The sequence below is a fragment of the Prochlorococcus sp. MIT 1306 genome (assembly GCF_047304515.1).
GTDB classification, from domain to species: domain Bacteria; phylum Cyanobacteriota; class Cyanobacteriia; order PCC-6307; family Cyanobiaceae; genus Prochlorococcus; species Prochlorococcus marinus_D.
In genome coordinates this window covers 406571-427193 of the sequence record NZ_CP138959.1, presented here as the reverse complement: position 1 = coordinate 427193, position 20623 = coordinate 406571, and the positions used below count along the sequence as shown (strand labels likewise).

The 20623-nt window shown below is 52.8% G+C and carries 22 protein-coding genes and 1 pseudogene; 14 read left to right on the top strand and 9 right to left on the bottom strand.

Annotation, left to right across the window (positions count from 1 at the left end; genetic code table 11):
• Nucleotides 1-4: 4 nt before the first annotated feature.
• Nucleotides 5-826, bottom strand: a complete 822-nt coding sequence (locus SIB74_RS02230; RefSeq protein ID WP_063396165.1) for a precorrin-6A/cobalt-precorrin-6A reductase — start codon at nucleotides 824-826, stop codon at nucleotides 5-7.
• Between the two features lie 29 nt (nucleotides 827-855).
• Here SIB74_RS02230 and SIB74_RS02225 point away from each other — a divergent pair, with 29 nt between their 5' ends.
• Nucleotides 856-1338 (top strand): single-stranded DNA-binding protein, encoded by a 483-nt coding sequence (locus SIB74_RS02225; protein ID WP_011825402.1) that lies wholly within the window; start codon nucleotides 856-858, stop codon nucleotides 1336-1338.
• 9 nt (nucleotides 1339-1347) lie between these two features.
• Here the strand turns inward: SIB74_RS02225 and SIB74_RS02220 are convergent, their stop codons facing one another.
• Nucleotides 1348-1548 (bottom strand): hypothetical protein, encoded by a 201-nt coding sequence (locus SIB74_RS02220; protein ID WP_011825401.1) that lies wholly within the window; start codon nucleotides 1546-1548, stop codon nucleotides 1348-1350.
• Between the two features lie 53 nt (nucleotides 1549-1601).
• Between SIB74_RS02220 and SIB74_RS02215 the strand changes: the two genes are divergently transcribed.
• Genes SIB74_RS02215 through SIB74_RS02200 form a run of 4 tightly spaced genes read left to right on the top strand, consistent with a single transcriptional unit; the run spans nucleotide 1602 to nucleotide 3847 of the window.
• Nucleotides 1602-2174, top strand: coding sequence for a DUF2854 domain-containing protein (locus tag SIB74_RS02215; RefSeq protein WP_063396166.1), 573 nt, complete (start codon nucleotides 1602-1604; stop codon nucleotides 2172-2174).
• Nucleotides 2161-3087, top strand: a complete 927-nt coding sequence (argB, locus tag SIB74_RS02210; protein ID WP_063396167.1) for an acetylglutamate kinase — start codon at nucleotides 2161-2163, stop codon at nucleotides 3085-3087. Before SIB74_RS02215 ends, argB begins: the two co-directional genes overlap by 14 nt.
• A gap of 3 nt (nucleotides 3088-3090) precedes the next feature.
• Complete coding sequence (locus SIB74_RS02205) at nucleotides 3091-3582, top strand: hypothetical protein (RefSeq protein WP_063396168.1); 492 nt, start codon at nucleotides 3091-3093, stop codon at nucleotides 3580-3582.
• A complete protein-coding gene (locus SIB74_RS02200; RefSeq protein WP_063396169.1) occupies nucleotides 3557-3847 on the top strand; it encodes a hypothetical protein in 291 nt (96 codons plus the stop codon). The genes SIB74_RS02205 and SIB74_RS02200 overlap by 26 nt, the downstream gene beginning before the upstream one ends.
• Nucleotides 3848-3861: 14 nt before the next feature.
• Here the strand turns inward: SIB74_RS02200 and priA are convergent, their stop codons facing one another.
• Nucleotides 3862-6168: a primosomal protein N' gene (gene priA / locus SIB74_RS02195; protein ID WP_369818028.1), complete on the bottom strand. Its 2307-nt coding sequence runs from the start codon at nucleotides 6166-6168 to the stop codon at nucleotides 3862-3864.
• Nucleotides 6169-6555: 387 nt separating this feature from the next.
• On the opposite strand from priA, the gene rpoD reads away from it, so the two are divergent.
• Both rpoD and hemC read left to right on the top strand, forming a co-directional pair.
• Nucleotides 6556-7890: an RNA polymerase sigma factor RpoD gene (rpoD, locus tag SIB74_RS02190; protein WP_063396170.1), complete on the top strand. Its 1335-nt coding sequence runs from the start codon at nucleotides 6556-6558 to the stop codon at nucleotides 7888-7890.
• Between the two features lie 558 nt (nucleotides 7891-8448).
• Nucleotides 8449-9402: a hydroxymethylbilane synthase gene (gene hemC, locus SIB74_RS02185; RefSeq protein WP_063396171.1), complete on the top strand. Its 954-nt coding sequence runs from the start codon at nucleotides 8449-8451 to the stop codon at nucleotides 9400-9402.
• A 76-nt stretch (nucleotides 9403-9478) separates the two neighbouring features.
• Here the strand turns inward: hemC and SIB74_RS02180 are convergent, their stop codons facing one another.
• The 3 genes from SIB74_RS02180 to SIB74_RS02170 form a co-directional block, all read right to left on the bottom strand.
• The gene (locus SIB74_RS02180) at nucleotides 9479-10210 is read right to left on the bottom strand and encodes a L,D-transpeptidase (RefSeq protein ID WP_063396402.1); all 732 of its coding nucleotides are present in this window, start codon (nucleotides 10208-10210) and stop codon (nucleotides 9479-9481) included.
• A gap of 95 nt (nucleotides 10211-10305) precedes the next feature.
• Nucleotides 10306-10893 (bottom strand): inorganic diphosphatase, encoded by a 588-nt coding sequence (locus SIB74_RS02175; protein WP_011130644.1) that lies wholly within the window; start codon nucleotides 10891-10893, stop codon nucleotides 10306-10308.
• Nucleotides 10894-11159: 266 nt separating this feature from the next.
• Nucleotides 11160-11618, bottom strand: a complete 459-nt coding sequence (locus SIB74_RS02170) for a hypothetical protein (protein ID WP_063396172.1) — start codon at nucleotides 11616-11618, stop codon at nucleotides 11160-11162.
• Between the two features lie 182 nt (nucleotides 11619-11800).
• Between SIB74_RS02170 and SIB74_RS02165 the strand changes: the two are divergent.
• Nucleotides 11801-12064, top strand: a pseudogene (locus SIB74_RS02165) (carbamoyl-phosphate synthase); the annotation flags it as partial.
• Nucleotides 12065-12271: 207 nt separating this feature from the next.
• On the opposite strand, the gene SIB74_RS02160 reads toward SIB74_RS02165, so the two are convergent.
• From SIB74_RS02160 to SIB74_RS02150, 3 genes are all read right to left on the bottom strand, one after another.
• A complete protein-coding gene (locus tag SIB74_RS02160) occupies nucleotides 12272-12724 on the bottom strand; it encodes a hypothetical protein (RefSeq protein ID WP_063396174.1) in 453 nt (150 codons plus the stop codon).
• Between the two features lie 194 nt (nucleotides 12725-12918).
• The gene (locus SIB74_RS02155; RefSeq protein ID WP_063396175.1) at nucleotides 12919-14469 is read right to left on the bottom strand and encodes a carboxypeptidase M32; all 1551 of its coding nucleotides are present in this window, start codon (nucleotides 14467-14469) and stop codon (nucleotides 12919-12921) included.
• A 93-nt stretch (nucleotides 14470-14562) separates the two neighbouring features.
• Nucleotides 14563-15000 (bottom strand): thiol-disulfide oxidoreductase DCC family protein, encoded by a 438-nt coding sequence (locus tag SIB74_RS02150; RefSeq protein ID WP_063396176.1) that lies wholly within the window; start codon nucleotides 14998-15000, stop codon nucleotides 14563-14565.
• Nucleotides 15001-15090: 90 nt separating this feature from the next.
• Between SIB74_RS02150 and SIB74_RS02145 the strand changes: the two genes are divergently transcribed.
• From SIB74_RS02145 to SIB74_RS02120, 6 genes are all read left to right on the top strand, one after another.
• Entirely contained in the window at nucleotides 15091-15774 is a 684-nt protein-coding gene (locus tag SIB74_RS02145; protein ID WP_413681766.1) for a secondary thiamine-phosphate synthase enzyme YjbQ, read from the top strand.
• A complete protein-coding gene (locus SIB74_RS02140) occupies nucleotides 15767-16135 on the top strand; it encodes a CopG family transcriptional regulator (RefSeq protein WP_011825380.1) in 369 nt (122 codons plus the stop codon). The genes SIB74_RS02145 and SIB74_RS02140 overlap by 8 nt, the downstream gene beginning before the upstream one ends.
• A 271-nt stretch (nucleotides 16136-16406) precedes the next feature.
• Complete coding sequence (locus SIB74_RS02135; RefSeq protein WP_011825379.1) at nucleotides 16407-16697, top strand: 4a-hydroxytetrahydrobiopterin dehydratase; 291 nt, start codon at nucleotides 16407-16409, stop codon at nucleotides 16695-16697.
• A 90-nt stretch (nucleotides 16698-16787) separates the two neighbouring features.
• Complete coding sequence (locus SIB74_RS02130) at nucleotides 16788-17864, top strand: CobW family GTP-binding protein (protein WP_082818503.1); 1077 nt, start codon at nucleotides 16788-16790, stop codon at nucleotides 17862-17864.
• 271 nt (nucleotides 17865-18135) lie between these two features.
• Nucleotides 18136-18282 (top strand): hypothetical protein, encoded by a 147-nt coding sequence (locus SIB74_RS02125; protein WP_011825376.1) that lies wholly within the window; start codon nucleotides 18136-18138, stop codon nucleotides 18280-18282.
• A gap of 243 nt (nucleotides 18283-18525) precedes the next feature.
• Nucleotides 18526-20127 (top strand): ABC transporter permease, encoded by a 1602-nt coding sequence (locus SIB74_RS02120; protein WP_011825374.1) that lies wholly within the window; start codon nucleotides 18526-18528, stop codon nucleotides 20125-20127.
• Nucleotides 20128-20623: the final 496 nt, after the last annotated feature.

Genomic DNA, 20623 nt, shown 5'->3' with positions numbered 1-20623 from the left:
AACGTCAGCAAAGTGGAGCTAATGGATTGGTTGAGAGCCGATTGAGCAGGCTCTTAACGCTACCGATGGCTTCTACTGCAACGCAGGGCTGTGGCCGGGAGATCAACCAAAGGCCAAGACCCTGCTGCCGACAGATCTTGTGCCAGAGCTGCTCCGTCACCCCCCCCGACTGCCTGCAAACCACTGCTGTAATCGACCAGCGCCGGCACAAGGCTGACTCCAATTCGCCATGAGATTGCCCCTGCAGCGGACGCACCACAGCCAGATGGTGCTCTGGCAAGCCACTCGCCAACGCATGTCGAAGACTTTCCGGCGAAGGAAGCACACGGGCAAACACTTGAGCTCCAGCCTGACGAGCTGCCCTAACAGCCTGGCCAAGATGCCTTGCCCCAAGAGCCATCAACAATCGACTTCCTTGCAATGTTTGCCTTGCCAAATCAGCCGAGCTCGCGATCAGGGATGCTTCTCCACAACCCTCCATGGGACGCTCAAAGCGCAACAAAGGCTGAGCAAATTCCTGACAGGCACGCTGCAGATCCGTACTGATCTTCACCGCAAAGGGATGGGTCGCATCCACCACCCAATCAAAGCCTTGATGGCGATCACGAGCCTGATCAAGCACCCCGAGGATTCCTTCCACTCCGTCGAGGGGGCCTGTCCAAAGATCTTCCAAGGACAGACCTGCGTAGGCCCCTGCGGCGCTAGCACTGACGACACTGACACTGACTCGCCATCCCTGAGCCACCAAAGCGGCCACCAAAAGAGGGCCTTCACCAGTCCCAGATAGCAACCAGACATGCCGCTGGTCATTCCTGCAAGCTTGCATCAAAATGACTCTCACTCCAAGGGAAGGACATGAACCACTGCGTACTTGAAGTGGAAGTGATCCAGGCACCAACCATTCGTTATACCCAAGACAACCAAACACCGATCGCCGAAATGGAGGTGCGCTTCGATGCACTTCGTGTCGACACTGCCCCTGGTCAGCTCAAGGTGGTGGGATGGGGCAACCTTGCCCAGGATCTACAAAACCGCGTCCAAGTTGGGCAAAGGCTTGTGATTGAAGGTCGACTACGAATGAACACAGTTCCTCGCCAAGATGGCACCAAGGAAAAGCGCGCCGAATTCACGCTCGCGCGTCTTCATTCCCTCTCCGGCCAAGCTGGTCAACCTGCTAGTAGCCCAGAACGACCTACTAGCACTACAACCAACCAGACCTCACGACCTATACCGATAGCCGAGACGCCAACACCCAAACCGGCAACAACTGCAGAACCAGAAGCTGCCAGCTGGAATAGTGCCCCACTGGTGCCAGACACCGATGACATTCCCTTCTGAACGCATTCATTACCCGAAGCTGTTCTCGTCTTCAAGGCCCTCGGCAGCTCGAGTCAACAGCTGGCCCAATTCCCTCTCCAGAGCAGCCAAATCAAGGCGCAACTCAACCCAACGGCCACGATCAATCTGCTCCAGCAACCAAGCGCGATCAGCCTCCAACTGAGTGATCAACTCAGATAAGTCGCTATCAGAGGGATGAGCTGAAGCCATTTGCAACGGATCCTTACCCTCAGCCTGGAGGCTAAAGCGTCAGAATAAACGCCATGAATGATCTGTTCTCTCCAGGCAGCCTCGTCACCGTGGCAGGTGGTGTACTTGCAGTTGTTGGTGCGGTGGCCTACACAAATGGCAATGCCAACCTCAGCCTGCCAACCATCTTCTACGGAGTGCCCATCCTCATAGGAGGACTAGCACTGAAATCCTCTGAACTCCCCCCTGCTAAACGCGTCACTCCAGCCGCAGTTCTGCGTCAGGCCAGGGAGAAGGGAGCACCGGAACTGGGCAAACTCGTCTGGGATGTAACCCGCTGGCGTTATGGACAGAAAGCCCATCTTGAGACGTCCTTAGAAGCGCTCAAACTCTGGGATAAAGACAACCCCCCTCAGCTCCAAGAGATTGAAGAACTAGAAACTTCAGCGGGTTACGGCGTGCGTTTGAGATTCAATCTGGGTGCTGTGCCCCTCGATCTCTGGCAGGAACGCCAAGAACGATTGGGCCGCTTCTTTGCCAAAGGCCTTCACGCCGAACTGAAATCTCCAAGCGCGGGGGTCCTGGATCTCATCCTGCTGCCAGTCAACAAGGATGATGAACTGGCAGGTCAAGATGGAGTCAGCTAAATCTTCTGCAGCGCTGGTTGAGCCCTGCCAAACCAACTCCGCGAGAAGGCTTACACAGGATGACTCCCTCAGGGTTTCGGTGCTTAGCGAAGCCCTCCCTTACATCCAACGTTTTAGCGGACGGCGCATTGTCATCAAATACGGCGGTGCCGCCATGGCCCACGCCAATTTGCAGGAAGCGGTTTTTCGCGACCTTGCCCTACTCGTCAGTGTGGGAGTAGAGCCCGTTGTGGTTCATGGCGGCGGACCAGAAATCAACCAATGGCTGGAAAGGCTTGAGATTCCAGCAAAATTCCGCGACGGACTTCGCGTTACCGATGCAGACACCATGGACGTGGTGGAAATGGTCTTAGTTGGACGCGTTAACAAGCAAATCGTTAATGGCCTCAACCAACTGGGGGCCAAGGCTGTTGGCCTTAGTGGCAGTGACGGGAGTCTGGTTGAAGCCCGACCCTGGGGCGACGGCAGCCATGGCCTCGTCGGAGATGTAGCCCGAGTCAACACCGATGTACTGGAACCAATTCTCGCAAAGGGTTATGTACCAGTGATCTCAAGCGTGGCCGCCACTGTTGAGGGCTGCTCCCACAACATCAATGCAGACACGGTCGCCGGTGAGATCGCCGCTGCTCTTGAAGCAGAGAAGCTAATCCTGCTGACCGACACGCCAGGCATCTTGCTAGATCGGGATGATCCAAGTTCCCTTGTTCATCAGTTGCGTCTATCTGAAGCACGCCAGCTCATCGCTGAAGGGGTGGTGGCTGGCGGCATGACCCCAAAAACCGAATGCTGCATCAGAGCTCTAGCTCAAGGGGTCGGCGCTGCCCATATCATCGATGGACGTGTTCCACACGCCCTGCTTCTCGAAGTGTTCACCGACGCCGGCATCGGCACCATGGTGGTCGGTCGCAGCTGAGCGATGCACGCGAATCTGGCCGAGGCTGAAGCCGCCCTCGCCCGGGGAGACTATGGCCAAAGCCTTGCTCTATTAGAGCCTTTGGCAGCAAGCCATCCACTGCCCCATGCGGAGGGGGCCAGGATCAGAATGCTGATGGTTACTGCTTGGATGGGGCAAGGTGACGAGCGCAAGGCTCTCGCAACCTGTCGTCTTCTCACCCGCTGCAAAGACCTCGAACTTCGCCAGAACGCGAAACAGCTACTGATCGTGCTGGAAGCACCAAGCTTGCAACGGCCTGCCAACTGGTCGATACGCTTGCCGAACTTAAACATGACAGCCACAACGGCTGCACGCCCTGCCTCAGCCCGTCGACCTTCACTGCGGCCAGCGCCGCCGCCACCGCCAGCCACCGGACCAACAAAAGCCCCCACTCTGGGCTTCTCAATCTTGGTCTTGCTCGTTCTCATCGGGTTAACCATGCTTCTCAGTGGCTTGGGCATACCACCGAGATGAGCCTCTCAATGCCAAACGAGTGAACCCACTAACCAGCCAAAGACTCACCAACAACCCTGACGGGGATCTGAGTTGGCCTCTACAGCAAGGCGACTCTCAGCAGCTAGACCTTGATCACAAATGCTCCAGCCGACTCGAGGTTGGCAACCCTTCGGGCATGGAGCTGTTGGAGACCAGCCTGATCCTGCAAACCGTTCAGCTCAGACTCGGCTTCGGCGTTCTCAAAATGCCCCTCGAACGGACCTCCAACAACATCAACCAGTGAAGATGATGGCCTAATCAAAGCTGAATGGGATCTGGGTCCACCGCTAAGGCAACCCCAAGGGGCAATCCATTCCAAAGAGTCGATCCTGAAGGCAGCGGCAAAGGACTCTCCTCCGGACCATGCAATAGCAGTTGCCAACGACTTCGACCCGCGACCCGCGCAATCGGAGCTGGGGCTGGTCCTATAAGACACCAACCCTGAGCATCACAAAGGGGTTTGATCTGTTCAGCGAGGACCGCAGCAGCTGTGGCTGTCGCTGCAGCTGAATCACCGGACAAGCGCAACAAGCAGGCCCGGCTATAAGGCACCAAACCAGCCTCATGACGAAGACAGGCCTCTTCTTTCAGAAACTCGCCATAGCGACCATCCACCAAATGGTGAATCACAGGATGATCAGGGCAATAGGTCTGAACAAGCACATGACCTGGCCGCTCGCCACGTCCTGCACGACCAGCCAATTGCATCAAGAGCTGCAAGCTCTGCTCTCCAGCTTGTAAATCAGGGCGATGAAGCAAACCATCTGCAGCCAACACAGCCGCAAGAGTGACCCGAGGCAAATCCATACCCTTGGCCAACATCTGGGTGCCAACCAGCACATCTGCCTCCCCTGCTGCAAATTGCTCTAGTAAACGGCGATGCCCATCACGCCCACCGGTGCTGTCACGATCGAAACGCAACAATCTCAGACCCTGGAGCTCCTCAACGAGATGCTCCATCACGCGCTGCGTGCCTGCACCGAAGGGTTTGAAAGCCTTCGATCCACATTTATGGCAACTGGACTCAACCTCAGCGCGATGGTCACACCAATGGCAACGCAACCACTGGTGCCCTTGACGACTGCGATGCACCGTAAGCGCCACATCGCAGTTAGGACACTGCACGACCTCTCCACAGCTACGACAACTCAAAAAACTGCTGTAGCCACGTCGTGGCACCAACACCACCGCCTGTTCACCGGCCTCAGGTAATGCCGAAAGACGTTCCATCAATGGACGGCTGATCAAGCGACGATGGCCATCGGCCAATTCCTGTCGCATATCAACCACATGCACCGGCGGTAAGGGCTGATCGGAAATGCGACGGGTCAGTCGAGCCAAGGCAAGCTGGCCTTGAGGAGCGAGGTTCTTCCAGCTGACAAGCGAAGGCGTAGCACTTCCCAGCACCACCCTGGCACCAGTTCGCCTGGCCCTATCCATGGCCATGTCACGAGCGTGGTAGCAAGGCATGGGTGACTCCTGCTTGTAAGAACTGTCGTGTTCCTCATCAAGCACGATCAAACCCAATGGTGCCAATGGCAAAAAGACTGCTGAACGAGTACCAACCACCACCAATGGCTTTGCCGCAGTAAGCCCCTGCCGCCAGGTGCTCACCCGTTCACGATCGGAACAGCCACTGTGATATTCCAGAACCTTGGTTCCGAAACGGCGACGGAAACGATCCACCAACTGAGGGATCAAACCAATCTCCGGCGTGAGAATCAAGCAATGACGACCAGCTTGCAGTTCTCTTTCCGCAAGCTGCAAGTAAACCTCTGTTTTGCCCGAGCCTGTCACCCCCCAAAGCAGCATCCCAGTTCCAAGGGGCTGGGATTGAAAAACCTCCACAACCTCCTGCTGTTCAACAGTCAGAGACTGAGGCACCTCCAAATCCTGATCACAACCATCTGAGCAGGAAAGCCCGTTGGATGCATCAGTAGGTTGTCGCTTTTCCCTACGAATGAGACCTCGCTTGATGAGGCCATTGACAAGACCAGACCCGAAGCCGGCAGCCTGAAGATCCCTCTGCCATGCACCACCGCCCCTTGCAGCCAAGGCCGCCTGCAAATCAGCCTGACGCTGAGGAAGATTCTGGGAATTGATCGCAGAAGATTCGAGTTGAATCCACCAGAGTCGACGGGGCTCCGCCTGATGAGACTGCCGCTGACCGAGCCAACCAGGCGGCAAAGCTGCTTTAAGCATGCGAAATGAACTGATATGGCAATGAACAGCCATCGCTTCAATCCAGCCAAACCAGAGAGGATCTACCGCCGCAGACTGCACAAGAGCTTCGATGGCCTCTAAGTGACGCGGCGGCGCTTCACTCCCAGAGGCCTGCCCACGATCAACAGGAGACGAGATCCGCCGATCCATAACAAGGCCGTGCATCCTTCGTCCCCGCAGGCGAACGACGACGAGATCCCCTAAATCCACCCCTAACCGTCTGCTGTCTAAATAGGTGAAACACCGCCCTTCACGACCTGCCTCCACCCAGACGTCCACCTCTGCGCAGCATTCAGAAGAGCAGGGGGCCGGTTCAGCCGGATCAGGACTTGCAGGCGTCACAAGTTTTTTTTAGAATGTCAATGTTGGACAGTCCAAAGGCTGTCGTCGGAACCAAGCAGAGTTCCGTCCAGTGGGAAGACACGAAATTCGAGCCTCTATAGGGAACCCTCTATAAAAGTTCGGTCGGTCTGAGAAAGCCCCTGACAGCCCTGCTTTGGTCCACAAAAACATTTCCTGTTCCTTTCGCTCCAAATCAGAGCATCCCAAGTCTCAACCTGGATAACAGGTTCGTCAGGCTACTTCTAGCTCAGATGATCACTTGTTTATGAGGTTCTGATCTGATGCTGTGAGCCGTCGGTGCTGCAGTGGCCACTTTTGCATGGTTTTGCATAAGCCTGGGTTCTGCTCCCTCATTCCCACTTTCCTCTTTCATTCCCCTCACCTGCCATGAGTCCTGCAGCCACCCAAGCAGCAGCTGCAAAGGCCAAGCCAAAAGCCTCTGCAAAGACTGCCAAACCCCAAGTGGCCAAAGGCACGGTTAAAGCCAAAGCCAAGAAAGTCAAGGCAACAGCACCTAAGGCAAAGACTGCTGCCAAGCCGGTTAGCTCTGCTGCAAAAGCGTCCAGCCCCAAAGCAAAAAAAGCAAAAGCCACCCCTACCCCTACTGTCAGCAAAAACCTTGATTTAACAGCTGACAAACTTCTTGCTACAGCAGCGACAAGCGCCCCTAAGGCCAGCGCTGAAACTGAAAGCAGCCAAGCTGCTGCTAAAGCAATCAGCGAAGCAGACGCGAAGGCCAGAGCTCTAGCCAATATCAAGATCGGCCCTAAAGGCGTCTACACCGAAGATTCCATCAGGGTTTATCTCCAGGAGATCGGCCGTATCCGCCTGCTCCGTCCAGACGAGGAGATTGAACTAGCCCGCAAAATTGCTGACCTCCTGCATCTAGAGGAACTGGCAGAGCAGTTCAATAGTGATCACGGTCACTACCCCAACAACAAGGAATGGGCTGCCCTTGTTGAAATGCCCAACATCAAATTCCGCCGTCGCCTGATGCTGGGGCGCCGAGCCAAGGAAAAGATGGTGCAATCCAACCTGCGGCTGGTTGTTTCGATCGCCAAAAAATACATGAATCGAGGCCTGTCCTTCCAGGATCTAATCCAGGAAGGCAGCCTGGGATTAATTCGTGCTGCCGAAAAATTCGACCACGAGAAAGGGTACAAATTCTCCACCTATGCCACCTGGTGGATCCGTCAAGCCATCACCCGAGCAATTGCGGATCAGAGCCGCACAATCCGTCTTCCTGTTCACCTCTACGAAACAATCTCACGCATCAAAAAAACAACCAAAGTGCTGAGCCAGGAGTTTGGCCGTAAACCAACAGAAGAGGAAATTGCCGAAAGCATGGAGATGACAATCGAAAAACTTCGATTTATCGCAAAAAGTGCTCAACTGCCCATCTCCCTCGAGACTCCGATTGGCAAAGAGGAAGACTCCAGGCTTGGTGATTTCATCGAATCTGATACTGAGAATCCAGAACAAGATGTCGCCAAAAATCTCTTGCGAGAAGATCTAGAAGGTGTTCTCGCAACCCTCAGCCCCCGCGAACGTGATGTTCTGCGTCTGCGCTATGGCCTTGACGATGGCCGCATGAAAACCCTCGAGGAAATTGGACAGATCTTTGAGGTCACACGAGAGCGCATCCGTCAGATTGAAGCCAAAGCCCTGCGCAAACTTCGCCACCCGAATCGTAATGGTGTCTTAAAGGAATACATCAAGTAATCAATTTAAAAGTCAATCCAAAAAGGGGGTTTAAGCCCCCTTTTTTTAATGCAAGCGATCAAGACCTTTCAGCCACTGATATCTTTAATTCCTAATACCAATAGAGCAGCAAAGCTATTTAGGTTAAGACTATGAAAAAAGCAACAAGTCTCATTATGATCAGAGACACTGCAAATACTTTAACCACTATGACCATTCATATTAGATATAAAATACCTCCACCCTTCTGATAAAAGTCAAAACCTGGCCATAAGGTAGAGCCTCCGCATTCCATTCAATCAAACCGCTCACTAGGAAAAATTTTATTTTTTAGCATGCAATCCGGAGACAGGCGAAATATATTTCTGATCACTTTTTCAATAGCTTGGAAGTGATATTTGCTTTCCAAACGGAAGCTCTTTTATCTCTTGCTGATCTTGGGGAAAGAAATGAACAAGACCTATTGATTGAGCAGACAACCGAAAAACCTCCCTTCCCTCAGAGCATTAACGGATTATCAGCCCATCGCAAAAATCGTGGGGTCGACTGCTTAATCTGGAGGGCTGGAGTTCTGAACACATGGTCCTCACCCAACTGCGCATCGCCTCACGCCGAAGCCAGCTGGCCATGGTGCAAACCAATTGGGTGCAAGCGGAACTGGAGCAAGCACACCCTGGCCTTTCCATCTCCGTGGAAGCAATGGCAACCCAGGGAGACAAAATTCTCGATGTCGCCCTTGCCAAGATCGGCGACAAGGGCCTGTTCACAAAAGAGCTTGAAGCTCAGATGCTGATCGGCCGTGCCGATATCGCGGTTCATTCCCTCAAAGATCTACCCACCAATCTTCCCGAAGGGCTAATGCTTGGGTGCGTGACTGAGCGAGAAGACCCAGCCGACGCTCTGGTGGTGAATCAAAAGAATGCCGATCATCAACTCAGCACCCTGCCTGAAGGGGCAATCGTTGGCACAAGCTCGCTACGGCGCCTCGCCCAATTACGGCATCACTACCCCCATCTGGTGTTTAAGGATGTGCGCGGCAATGTGATCACCCGCCTTGAAAAACTGGATGCCGGCAACTATGACTGCCTGATCCTTGCAGCAGCAGGTCTGACAAGGCTTGGCTTTGGAGATCGCATTCATCAGTTGATTCCCAGCGAGATCTCCCTTCATGCCGTTGGCCAGGGAGCCCTAGGCATTGAATGCGTGGAGGGTCACCCCGAAGTCCTCGAGGTCATCAAGGCACTGGAACACAAACCAACAGCGCAGCGCTGCCTTGCTGAGCGGGCCTTACTGAGAGAACTAGAAGGGGGCTGCCAGGTCCCCATCGGTGTCAATAGCCGTATCGAAGCCAATGAATTACTGCTCACGGGCATGGTTGCCAGCTTGGATGGCAAACGGTTGATACGTGATCAGCAGCGCGGCCCACTTGATCGCTGCGAAGCCATCGGCAAGGAACTCGCTGAAACCCTGAAATCTCAAGGCGCTGGAGAGATCCTTGCGGAGATCTTCGCTGCTGTAAGGCCAGAAGCCTGACTCCTCTCAATCTCTATTGAGCTAGCTAGCTAGCTCAATCAACCACTCGTCAGTCTGTTGGCTGCGCTGAAAAGGATCAGCGCAGGATTTCCACAGTGGTTCCCACCTCGACGACGTCAAACAACTGACGTACATGCGCATGAAGCATGCGCACACAGCCATTGGTGACTGCAGCTTTTGCATTGACCCAGTAGGGCCATGGGGTGCCATGAATGCCGAATTGGTTCTGACCACTTTGCAGAAAGCCAATCCAGCGATCGCCAAGCGGGCTAGCAACCCCAATCGCAGGATTCACTCGCCCAGATTTGGTGCTCTGATATTGCGGATTCGTCACTTTGTTCTCCACCTTGAAGACACCTGTAGGAGTAGGCGTACGAGGATCACCAATAGCGACCGGCCAGGGGCCAAGCTTCTCTCCATCGCGGATCACACTGATTTCACGACGACCAAGCAGCAAGACAACTTTCGTACTGATCTCAGGCGATACAGACACTTCAGAGTTGTCCGCTGAGTCCGCAGGCGATGCAGATGCTTCAGAGTTTTCCGCAGAGACCTCAGCCGATACAGACACTTCAGAGTTGTCCGCTGAGTCCGCAGGCGATGCAGATGCTTCAGAGTTTTCCGCAGAGACCTCAGCCGATACAGACGCTTCAGTGTTTTCCGCTGAGGCCTCAAGAGATGCAGGCGCTTCAGTTTTATCCGATGGGACCTCAGCAAATGCTTGAACCATGCCTGGCAAAGCAACAGCTCCCGCCAGGATCAATGAAACAGGCAATAGCGAAAACGGACGGCGCAACAGGCTTGACACGGGCCAGCAAAGACTGATCAGTCTCAAGATAAACAGCGAGCAACAAAACCGTTCAGGCAATGTTCATTCGCTGCCAACGACCATTGTCGCAAGGATCAATCAACCAGTTTTGGATCGATCTCAGCGAGATAACGGGCTTCGCAGGCCTTGATAATCTCGACAGCTTTTTGCACCCCTAAGAAGCCGTTCACCCTGCAGGTACCTGGCTTTTTAAGGTCCTTGTAGTGCTCCCAGTAGTACTGGGTCTCCTTCAGCCATTGCTCTCCGAGCTGTTCAAAGCTGGTGATGTGGTCCATGCGCTTGTCATCAGCCAGCACAGCGATCACTTTGTCGTCGACTTCACCACCATCATCAAAGGTCATGATGCCAATGATCCTTGCCTCTACGATCGAGCCAGGCACCAGCGGCTCTGTGACACTGACGATTTCGATGTCCAGTGGATCACCGTCTTCGTCCCATGTGCGAGGAATGCAACCGTAGGCAAAGGGATAGGCCAGGGAGGAGTAGCCAACACGATCAAGCTTGAGGTGGCCTGTTTCCGTGATCAGCTCATATTTATTGATCGTGTTGGAGTTGAGCTCCACGATCGTGTTGAGCCGCAATTCCGATTCATCGGCAAAGGCAGGCAACACATGCAAGAGGTTGGGAGTGCTGCGGCTTGGAGCCTGATCGATGTTGGCCATAAGTAGCGAAGTCGCCAGCGGCGCATCCTACGGGGGCGCCGCGATCAAGCTCATCGCCGCAACGAATCCAAAGTGATTGATTCAACAAAAGATGCTTAACACTATCCAAAGCTTTAAAAGGGAAATAAGCCAACAGCTGCAAAAGCAGCTGTTGGCTTAAAAGAACAAATAAAAAGATTAAAATTGACCATCTAAATATCAATCAATAACTTCTCGTCAAAAGAGAAGCCTTCGGCCAATCATCTTCTTTGCTTCCATGAGACAAGTTAGAAGAGTTTGGGCTTAACAGATGCACCCACACTCCCTTCCACATTAACCTTGCCATCAATATTAACTCTACCTTGCACTTGTAGCGGAGATGAATTCACCACATCCACCGGTGTTCGAATTTCATCCACACTCACGCTTCCTTTAATCTCTTCTACCAACACTTGGCCGAGGATCGGCAGAGCTTTATTGGAGTTAATCGTCACGCCATTCTTCACAGCCACATCACCACTCACTGGGAGTGGCTGTTCGGCGTTGATGTCAACGGTGGGCAAAGCAATCTGATCCACTTGCAATCCACCGACGATGCGAATTGGAATCGGGCGGCTGAGCAACTGCAGCGCTGTTGCAGAAAGCACCCCGATCGAGATCACCAGAGCGAAGGGCCATCTACTGACGATGAAAACTTGAAGCCACAACGGCGTGTCTTGTTTTTGAGTGAATGGCTTGCTCTGCATTGGACAAGATCTACTGCCCTATTGATACAAGACCAGCAACTCATGCGCTCATTACCCACAAGCCAAAACTACGCAACCGAGACACCGATCCTGCTGATCGTTTTGGTAAAACAGATGTGGGCAGGTAGCAAGAGCCACATCTTCCCGTCATGCTGTTGACAGCATTTAAAAGCTCAATCCCCGTGCAGCGTTCCATTCGTCTCTCTTTAACGCTCACTGGTGCTGCGGCTCTTGCCTTAGCCAACACTCCAATCCAACCAGTCGCTGCTCAAGACGCTGGTAGTGCAGAAGATCTTGGGGTGATGGAGATCAACCTCAAAGATTCTGTGCGGTTCAACTGGGGTTTTCAAGGCGCACTGCAAGGAGCAGGCACACCCAATCAAGCCGGCATAGGGGCATTTCTTCCCATTGCCGTTGGTGAGAACAGCGTCTTCTTTATAGATGCCTTCGATGCCTTTATTTAAAGCACAGCCAGCTGTCGCCAGCCTTGACAAAACTAGTTTCCCAAACCTCAAAACTATCTATTACTATTTTAGTGCAGATGCTTTGAATTAATCAAGGCAATAATACCAATAAATAGGCATTCTAGGAGCCTGATGTTAAACAGAGCACGATCTTATGGGCTTCCATTGAATAGAGTCATAAAGGATTCTTTAGTCACGGCAATTAAGCACCATCCCTCCAGCCCAACAATTCTTCTCGCCCGGACTGCCCGCATCAGCAACATCAAGCATCTTAAACAATCCAGGCACGCATAAAATGCCATCGCCTGTCTCTACCCAGCCAGGTGCACATTTAGAGCCCTGCTGTTCAACAACGGCCTCATCTGTTAATGCTTGATCATTCGGTACTTGCTGACTGGTCACTGAATTAGCTTGCACTCGCTGAATAGCTAGAGGATTAGTGGCTGTTGGATTAGTGGCTGTTGGATTAATTGCCACTTGATTATTCTTCAATTGATCAATAGCTACGCCCCTAGCATCAAGCTGACTATCAGCAACTTGCTTAGTGATAACATTACCTCCAGGAATTATCCCCATGGTGATAACAATAAACACCAAAAGCATGACGCCAAGGGCAGCCAATATGCCGTTAACACCTTTCATTTGCGACGTTCTGCTGTATCAAGCATAACGGGCCCTGGAGAAATCCCAGAAGAAAGAAAATAATTAGTAAGAACATCTAACAGCAAAGAAAGATGCCATTCACCCAATGCCCTTCCCTTCAATACAATTGATTTGATCTAGTAACGGCAGCAGACGTTTTCAACATAGCGCCAAATCTAGGCCAGGAGTATCTATTAAAGTTCTTGCAGATGCTCAAGCTTGTCTTCTAAGTAATCAAGGAAAGGCTTGCTTGATAAAGGTTTTCCGGTTACATGCTCCACCAATTGCTCAGCATTCATCATCCGGCCAATCGGGTGAACATGTTCTCGCAACCAAGCCAACAGCTGATGCTCATTACCTTGAGAAACATGTTCCTCAAGTGGTCCAATCGCCTGCTGCATCGCATCTGATAGCTGCGCACTTATCAGATGCCCCATCAGATAAGAAGGGAAATAGCCAAATAAACCTTCACTCCAATGCACATCTTGCAGACAACCCTCGCCATCATTTTCGGTAATCACACCAAGCAAATTGCTATAGCGCTGGTTCCATTGATCAGGCAAATCTTCCACCGGTAAGCCTTCTTCTAGCAGCGCAATTTCAAGATCTGTTCGAATTAAAATATGCAAGCCATAGCTGAGTTCATCGGCTTCCACGCGATTCAAGCCTGGGGTTAATGGATTCATCGCCAGCCAAAGCTCATCAGCAGAGCTGAGTGGCGCGCCTACAGATGCAAAATGAGGCCACCAGCATTCGCAAAAAGCCCTACTGCGGGCGATTCTGTTCTCCCAAAACAGAGACTGACTCTCATGCACCGCCATCGACGTGGCCTGGCCCAACGGCCAAGTGAACCATTGATGACTTTGAGCAGGTAGACCCTGTTCATAGAGGGAGTGTCCCCATTCATGGGCGGTGGCCAAAAAACAAGACAAGGGCTGCCCAGGCACCACTCTTGTCGTGAGTCGAAAATCCTGAGGTCCAAGGGTGGTTGAAAACGGATGGGGTGATCGCGCCACGCAAGTGATGCTCAGATCCCGACCCCATCCCTGCAACAAGCGCTCACAAAGATCCTGCTGAGTGGTGTCAGGCAAATCCCATCCCAATGAAACAGCACGAGAACGAGTCCAAGCACGTGCCTTCTCAACTAAATCAGGCAATCGTTGACGTAATGGAGCAAACAGCTCCTTTAAACGCGCCAAGGTCAGATCTGGCTCAAAAGGTTGGGCCAAACTTTCCCAGCAGCTGCGTTGTTCTGCCAGCTGCTGCGCCTGTTCCTGGCGCAAACTGATCAGATGCTGCAAAGCCGGCGCAAAGCAGGAAAAATCAGCCGTTGATTTGGCTTGCTGCCATCGGGCATATCCCTTTGACTTCGCAGTCGCGAGCGCTCCCACCAAGGCAGGATCTAGGCGCTGCTGTCGCCTCAGGTCTTGCTCAAGAAGCTCCAGGTTGCGAGCTCGCCCAACAACTTGGATTGGCTCCAACTCCCCCACCAATCGAGCTTGCTCAAATTCAGCGCGAGCCTCCACCAACAGCCCCTCAAATTGCGAACTGCTTTGACGTGCATGTAATTGCTTGGCCAAAAGACTGAGCTGCTCACCACGCCAAGCTGCGCCAGCAGAAGGCATCCTGGTGTTTTGATCCCAATAAAGGGTGCTTTGAATCGAACCCAACAGCTGGGTCTCGTGCAGGTATTCACCAAGTCGTTGCCAAGCCAGCGCAGACAAAGGCTGGATCCATGACTGCATCAACCTTAAACAGACGAGCGCCCTAAGGCCAAAAGTTCGTCGAGCTTGACTCCCCCTTACCCCTTAAGCGTTAGGTAAAAGAGAAGCAAAAAACTAAAGCCGCTTCATGCGGCAGCGGCATAGCTGATCGAGGGATTCGCGACCAGTGAGCCGCAGGCGCAATCGAGCCCAGATCTTGTAGACCCCATCCACAACAACAGCAACACCAGGCCAGGCCGTGGGTGCATAGAGCCATCCCCAATCCACCAATTGATAAGCCTCGCGAAAGACCGCGACATCTCGAACGACTTCACCATTGCGACGCAACGCATGCATGCGCCCCATCGCCTGCCGATAACTAATGCCAGCAAAGGCCTCAGGCTCATAGTCAGGGGAATCAATGTCAACAAAATTCAAGCGACCGTGACGATCATGAGCGCGTAAAAAGCTCACTTCACGGCAACAAAAAGGACAAGCCCCGTCAAACAAGAGGGTGAGCTCAGGTTCAACATTGACGGTCATCTCCTGTTCCAGGTGCATTCCTTGCGGCATAAGTCATCAGTCAACGTCATCCAACCACAAAGGAATTCCTCACCATTGCTGGCCATCAAGGCATAGGTCATCCATTGGCGAGTGTTTTCTTTGCCAGCGAAAGGTTTCGAGACAAGCCATCGGGCAGATATTTTTCAACTGCTTCAGCCTCCGCTGCGCATGGAGAGGGGCACAGCCACTCGCAAGCGCAGCAAGCAAAGCAATGATCGCCAGCAGGCCCTTTCAGCGAAACAGCACGCCCCATTGCTGCCAGCTCAACTGTGTAGACCAAACTTAGGCAGCCAGTCACTCCCCCCAACAGCGATGTCTCTTCAGCAAGCGTTACACCAGCTGGAGATCGTCACGACAGGAGAAGGCTTCACAGACCTCACTGCCCAGCTCAATCATTGGATTGCCTCCTCGAGGATTAAACGTGGCGTTCTCCACCTCACTGCATTGCACACCAGCTGCAGCCTCACCATCAACGAAAACGCAGACCCACGAGTGCTCACAGATCTCTCGGCTTATCTCAAGGCTCTCGTGCCAGAAGAGGGCTTCCGGCCGATCAACGGCCTAGGCGAGCGGCGTTCCTATCTCCATGACGATGAAGGGCCAGACGATATGCCCGCACATATCCGCACAGCTCTCACCTGCAGCACTCTTAGCCTCAGCATTGATCAAGGCAGGCTGCTACTAGGCATCTGGCAGGCGATTTATCTCTGGGAACATCGCCGGCATGGAAGCCACAGGCGGGTGGCGATCCACGCGATTGGCGAAATGAACAGCCATGAATGATCTGCCTGATGAATTGTTAAAGCGACTTGATCGTTATGCCGCGATGCACGGCATGGATCAAAAACAAGCCATCGAGCATCTACTACGAGGTGCCCTCAATCTCGCCATTCCTGATCTCTCGAAATCCAAAACAGACAAGCCAACTGCTAGCCAAAAAGAACCAGCACCAAGCAGCACAGCCAACTTATTCGCACGCCGCAATGGTTTCAAACTCAACCAGTTGGTGCAGCAACGCCACAACCCTGATGCCTGGGCTGAAGATGGTGGTGCTGAGACCGACGTAGATCTGCTCGTTGATCGTCTCCACGATCTAGCTGAATCACCAGATCAGGAGCAATCGATGCCAACAGATCAAACCTGAGCCGCACAAATGCACTGCCCAATGTTCATCGTTGATCGATGCTCTGACAAGACAACCCCTCGACAACGCACCACAGCGCTCAATCACTACTGGTTCAAAGAAAAATTGTTTAGCAGTATCCGACCAGCTCAGACAACAGCATTGGATTCAACTGCCGCAATCACTCCTAGGGGACAACATCAAATCACCCTTCAGCCATTGCATCATTAGAGCAACACAACACAGCAACCATCACAGACAAGAATGACTCCCAAGCTCACAACACAACCTCATGACGGCAACCCTGCTTACTGCTGAACAGCTCTCTTCCGTAGCTGAAAAGCTGCCGGGGTGGACCCTGGCGGATCAACGGCTGCGACGGCAATGGCGCTTTCGCAACTTTGTGGAAGCCTTCGGTTTTATGACCCGTGTGGCACTGCTAGCTGAAGCCATGAACCATCACCCGGAATGGAGCAACGTCTATGCCACTGTGACGATCGAGTTGACGACCCATGACGTCAACGGACTGAGCGATCGTGATTTGAAGCTCGCCGAAGCAATCAATTTGCTGGAACCGGGCTAATCAAAACTCACTCAGCCAAAACTGCTGCCAGCATGGAATCAACGAGCGGCTGTGGTTCCAGCACCCTCCCGCTCCCCTGACGGCAAGCCCATGAACGACGCAATCGCATCCGAAGCAACCACTCAACCTGATCATGGCGAAGCGCCCGAGCAAGACCGGTGCGTACCGGTAACAATCCTCACTGGCTTCCTAGGCGCCGGCAAAACCACCCTGCTCAACCACATCCTCAGCAATCAGAAGAGCCTAAAAACCGCCGTATTGGTGAATGAATTCGGTGAGATTGGAATCGACAACGAGTTGATCGTCAGCACCAGCGAGGACATGGTTGAACTCAGCAATGGCTGCATATGCTGCTCGATCAATGGGGAGCTGCTCGAAGCGGTTGATCGGATTCTCGAACGTCCAGACCCAATCGATTACCTCGTTGTGGAAACCACAGGCCTGGCAGATCCGCTCCCCGTTGCCATGACCTTTCTTGGCAGTGAACTGCGAGATCAAACCCGCTTGGATTCGATCATTACCTTGATCGACGCGGAAAACTTTAACGACCAACTCTTGGAAAGCGAAGTCGGCAGAGCCCAGGTGATCTATGGCGACATCCTGCTGCTCAACAAAACAGATCTCGTCCCTGAAGAGCGATTAAAAGAGGTTGAATCCAAGTTGGCAGACCTCAAACAAAATCCCCGCATCCTTCGATCAATCAAAGGAGATGTGCCCTTACCGCTGCTACTAAGCGTGGGCCTGTTTGAAACCGATCGCGTACAACCAGCAGACGTTGCAGAGAGCCACGATCACAGTCATCACAGTCATCACCACGACGATCACAGTCATCACCACGATGACAACCCTGATCACCTAGCAATCGAAGGCTTCACATCCCTATCCTTCAGCAGCGATGACCCTTTTGCGCTGCGGAAGTTCCAAAATTTCTTAGACAATCAACTTCCTGCAGAAGTCTTTCGTGCCAAAGGGATTCTCTGGTTCAACGAGAGCGAACGCCGCCACATCTTTCATTTAGCCGGCAAGCGCTTCTCCATTGATGACAGCGACTGGCCCGCTGAGCGCAAGAACCAACTGGTGTTGATTGGACGCCAACTCGATCACGACACCCTTCGGCGCCAACTTCAGGCCTGCGTAGCAAAGGACGCCGGCAAAGGGTTCAGCTGAATCCAACCAACAGGCAAACAGATCGACAACTTCGCCCACTGCTTGCTACTCAACAGCTGCAGCAATGGCAGTTGCTCAACCCGCGCCAGGAGGAGAACCTGAACAACAGCTTGATCAACAGCGCACTCAATTCTGAGGCAATAAAAACGACTGCACACTCGCTGGTTGTGTTTGCTGTGCTGAATTGATACTTCAGTATGAACAAAATCAAGCTTCTAATACTTCTGATTGAGATCTACCTGGCTACACTGTTTCTTCAACGGAGAGGGCCATGCTTGAACTGCTGACCGCCATCACCGCCCTGGCCCTAGTGATGCTGGCCTTTTGGTTATTGGCCGATTCCGATGACGACAACAGCGGCGGCGGACTGATGGAACCCTCACTTGTGCCGATTCCGGTACGCGAGCGACGCCCCTAGAAAACTACCCCTCAATCAACAAGCGGGAAGGGAACTCGAGCACAACAAGAAGCTGCAGGCCAGCGTTCAAAGCCATCGCAGAGCAAAAAGAATGTCGTGACTCACAATGCTGTTGAACGCAGTTGAGGTCATTCAGAAAAAAGTCTTCACCGCTGCAGAACTCTGCCAATGCCACCCAACTTCGCTTGCTCAACATCAAAACCTTCTCCCTGATGGCCTCTAACGGTTGAGATTGATCGCCTGATGACCCAAGACGCCGTCCCGTCAAGCTACGGCTCGAACCGCCTGCGCAAACGCCATTGGCAACCAGACCGCCTGCTTCTCAACAGCATGGCAATTCTGCTTGCTGTACTTGCTCTCTGGCCTCTGATTGGTCTGATCCGTGAAGCACTGCAGGGATTCATCAATGGATCGGCCAGCCTGGGAGTCGATGGCCCACAACAGATTCAAGGGACCTTGACTCTGCTGATCGGGACATCCTTATTGGGTGGCCTACTGGGAACTGCAAACGGCTGGTTATTAGCAAACTGCCGCTTCCCAGGACGTCGAGCCCTACGAGTGGCTCAGCTATTGCCCCTCGCCACACCCGCCTACCTACTCTCGGCCATCCTGATCGATCTTGGCAGTCGCAATGCCATACGAATTCATGGCATGGGCTGGGGGATTTTGATCATGGCGCTGACAACCTATCCCTACGTTTTTCTCCTCAGCACTGAAAGCTTTTCAATCTGCGGACGCCGCCAACTGGAAGCCTGCCGCAGTCTTGGGGTTGGACCGTGGAACAGTTTTCGACGCATTGCTCTGCCCATGGCTTTGCCAGCGATTGGTGCCGGGATTGCCCTGATGGGCATGGAAGTCGTCAATGAACTCGGGGCCGTAGCACTACTCGCCATCCCAAGCCTGTCAGCTGGCATCGTTGAGACCTGGCAAATGGAAGGCAATCCTGCCGGTGCCATTGGACTAGCAATGATCGCGCTGATCATCGTGATGTCACTGGTGGGGTATGAACGCAGACTGAGACGACGAAGCCGCCGCTGGACAGAGGGTGTCGCTGGTGGCGATTCTCCAGCCTGGCAGCTGCACGGTGTACGAGCCCTGTGCGCTCAGTGCCTAGCCCTCATTCCTCCCACGATCACTTTGGGTGTGCCCCTGCTGTGGGCCATCCTCAATCTCGATCAACTCGAACAAGGGATAGATCCTGATCTAATCCCACTGACAGAACGCAGTCTTGGACTTGGGCTGGCAGCAGCAAGCCTGGCCGTGGTAGCAGGTCTGATCCTTGCAATCGCCAAGCGTTGGTCATCAACACGCTGGATGGGCAACCTCTCATTTATGGCAGGTATTGGTTATGCCATTCCAGGAGCTGTGATGGCCATTGCGCTGATGCCATTCAACGGTGCTCCATGGAACCTCGCATGGATTCTGCTGCTGCTGTGGGGCTATAGCGATCGCTTCTTGGCAGTTGCAAAAGGAGGACTCGACGCTGCCTTCGAGCGCCTTTCCCCAAGCCTGGATGAAGCCGCTACTGGACTTGGCTGTCAATGGCAGGAGGTGCTTCGACGCGTTCATCTGCCTTTACTGAAAGGTCCACTAGCGGTAGGAGCACTTTTGGTTTTTGTCGACACGGTTAAAGAACTACCTCTCACATTTGTCCTGAGACCCTTTGATTTCGACACCCTTTCTGTACGGCTGTACCAATACGCCGCAGATGAACGCATGGCGGAATCCATCTTGCCAGCACTGATTATCATCGCTCTGGGATTAATCGCTTCGCTGGCATTGGTCCCAGGGCTCGATCAAGGGGAACGAAAAAAGCCTCCTTTAAGCAAAGAACCACTCACTTAGTTTTCAATACTTCAAATGATCTTCAACAAGAGTTTTGGGTCGGTTTCAGAAAGGCAGACCCCATTCAAAACCACAGACTCATAACAAGCGAGAATTGCGAAGAGAGACTCGATCGACAAAAAAGTCTCTCAACCACAACACTTGCTACAGATAAATCACTTATTTGATACGAGATTAGCAGCATGCGAAGACTAAGATATTGACATCTTTTGATTGAAGACCAGTCTATGGAAAAATACAATAATGTGCTTCTAATACGCCTATTTCTTGGCCTTGCCGCTTTCCTTGCTCTGCGATTAGTCGGGGTTACAGTTGAAATGGGTTCGCCAATTTGGTATACAACCAATGCCCCACTTGGCTAAACACACAATCAAGCAAACTCTCTCTTAGACCTATACATTAAACGTGGCTCAAGTTGCTTCGAGACTATTAATACATGGAGCCTCTGATGCTTACACTTGCTGCTATTGGCTCTGATATCAGGCAACGACTAAGC